Origin of the sequence: Microcoleus sp. AT3-A2, assembly GCF_036705685.1 — a bacterium.
Classification (GTDB): domain Bacteria; phylum Cyanobacteriota; class Cyanobacteriia; order Cyanobacteriales; family Microcoleaceae; genus Microcoleus.
The window spans coordinates 1-1460 of sequence record NZ_JAUBVF010000157.1 but is presented as its reverse complement, the minus strand read 5'-3'; the positions used below and the strand labels follow the sequence as shown (position 1 = coordinate 1460).

Genomic DNA, 1460 nt, shown 5'->3' with positions numbered 1-1460 from the left:
CGTTATCGGGAGATTGGCTGATGATGGGCGACCGGACGGTGATGCAGGAGGCGCTGTTCTACAGCTTCAGCCTTGAGGAACATGTGCCGTCTGATCATTTGCTTCGGTCGATCGACCGTTTCGTGGATCTGGGCGATATCCGTGAGCATCTGCGGCCTTATTATAGCGAGACGGGTCGGCCTTCGATCGATCCGGAGCTGATGATCCGGATGCTGATGATCGGTTATTGCATGGGGATCCGTTCGGAGCGGCGGCTGTGCGAGGAGGTGCATCTGAACCTCGCGTATCGTTGGTTCTGCCGGTTGGGGCTCGACGGCGCTGTGCCCGATCACTCGACCTTCTCAAAGAACCGGCACGGCCGCTTCCGTGACAGCGATCTGCTCCGCAAATTGTTCGAGATGACGGTCGCGCGCTGCATGTCGGAGGGGCTGGTGGGCGGCGAAGGTTTTGCGGTCGATGCGAGCCTGATCCGGGCCGAGGCCAACCGCCAGAACTTCCGCAGCGGCGAAGAGGGCTTGCCCGCTGAGCTCTCGACACGTGCGGTTGAGGAGTATCTGTCGGTTCTCGATGATGCAGCGTTCGGTGCTGCGAGCCAGGCGGTCCCGCCGCGCATATCGCCATCGGATCCGGCATCGCGCTACACCTCAGCGCACGGCGGCCGCGCCGAGTTCTGCTATGCGACCAACTATCTGATCGACGTCGACCACGCAGTGATCGTCGATGTCGAGGCGAGCACGGCGGTGCGGCAGGCCGAGGTCACCGCGGCGAAGCGGATGATCACCCGTGCACATGACGAGCTCGGGCTCTGGCCGCGCAAGCTGATCGGCGACACCGGCTATGGCTCGGCCGACATGCTCGCATGGCTTGTGAACGAACGCGATATCGAGCCGCATATCCCGGTGTTCGACCATTCCGCCCGCTCTGATGGGATGTTCGAGCGGAGCGACTTCGCCTTTGACCATCGGCGCGATCACTATACCTGCCCGGCGGGCAAGCAGCTGAGGCGTGCCCGTCGCAGCGATGCTGTGAAGCGGGACAGCCCTTCTGCCGATGGCTTCTATCGCTACCGCGCCAGCAAGCTCGACTGCGATGGTTGCGCGCTTAAGCCGCGCTGCTGCCCGGGCGCTGACGCACGAAAGATCATGCGATCCGTGCACGAGGGTGCGCGCGACCTCGCCCGCAAGATCGCCCAGGAAGATGAATGGATCACGTCGCGGCGTGAGCGCAAGAAGGTCGAGATGCTCTTCGCACACCTCAAACGCATCCTCCGGCTCGACCGGCTGCGTTTACGCGGCCCCAATGGCGCCCGCGACGAGTTCCACCTCGCAGCAGCAGCCCAAAACCTCCGCAAAATGGCCAAGATCATCCCCATGCCGCGGCCAGCAATGGCCTGAAGAAGAGTGCCGCCGCTCGCCCGCACCGTCCGCTTCTGTCAAATGCAGACTTTATCAACAGCATCG

At 63.0% G+C, this 1460-nt stretch carries 1 protein-coding gene; it reads left to right on the top strand.

Annotated elements, in window-relative coordinates; all coding sequences use genetic code 11:
- Window positions 1-20: 20 nt before the first annotated feature.
- Complete coding sequence (locus QUB37_RS29635; RefSeq protein ID WP_333168807.1) at window positions 21-1394, top strand: IS1182 family transposase; 1374 nt, start codon at window positions 21-23, stop codon at window positions 1392-1394.
- Window positions 1395-1460: the final 66 nt, after the last annotated feature.

Bases quoted from the DNA above. Each gene is read 5' to 3' on its own strand.
- QUB37_RS29635 (WP_333168807.1), top strand. From the start codon at position 21: ATGATGGGCGACCGGACGGTGATGCAGGAGGCGCTGTTCTACAGCTTC.